The 381-nt window shown below is 68.8% G+C and carries 1 protein-coding gene; it reads right to left on the bottom strand.

What is annotated here, in order from left to right; all coding sequences use genetic code 11:
* On the bottom strand, positions 1–381 hold a 381-nt coding region (locus FOI68_RS23740), incomplete at both ends, for a hypothetical protein (protein WP_221935142.1).

Raw genomic sequence — 381 nt, 5'->3', positions numbered from 1 at the left:
GGCGACGATGTTGTGCTTCCAGAACCCGGCGACCACCATCAGCAACAATGGGCCGATACAGGAGCGTCCGGCGCGGTCGCGCGCGATGAACCAGACCAGCCCCGCGGCCATGATCGCCTGCCCTGCGAGCTGCGGATCGCTGGCGCCGACATAGTTGGTGGAGACGTGCGCCATGATGGCGACGAACCAGAGCCCTCCGACGCCGCCCCATGCGAAGCCCGCGCCGAGCGCGGCGACCGCGAGCGCGATCTCGATGCCGACGGCGCCGAGCGCGACGAACGACAGCACCCGCCCGACCGCGATCGGATCACCGAACAGCCGCGCCAGCCAGCCGATGGCATAGAAGGACAGCGGCGGATAGTTGTTGGCGATCAGCTGGTC

This window comes from Brevibacillus sp. LEMMJ03 (assembly GCF_007197875.1).
GTDB classification, from domain to species: domain Bacteria; phylum Bacillota; class Bacilli; order Brevibacillales; family Brevibacillaceae; genus Brevibacillus; species Brevibacillus thermoruber.
Note: the sequence above shows the minus strand (reverse complement) of the source record. Positions and strands in the feature narration are given on the sequence as shown.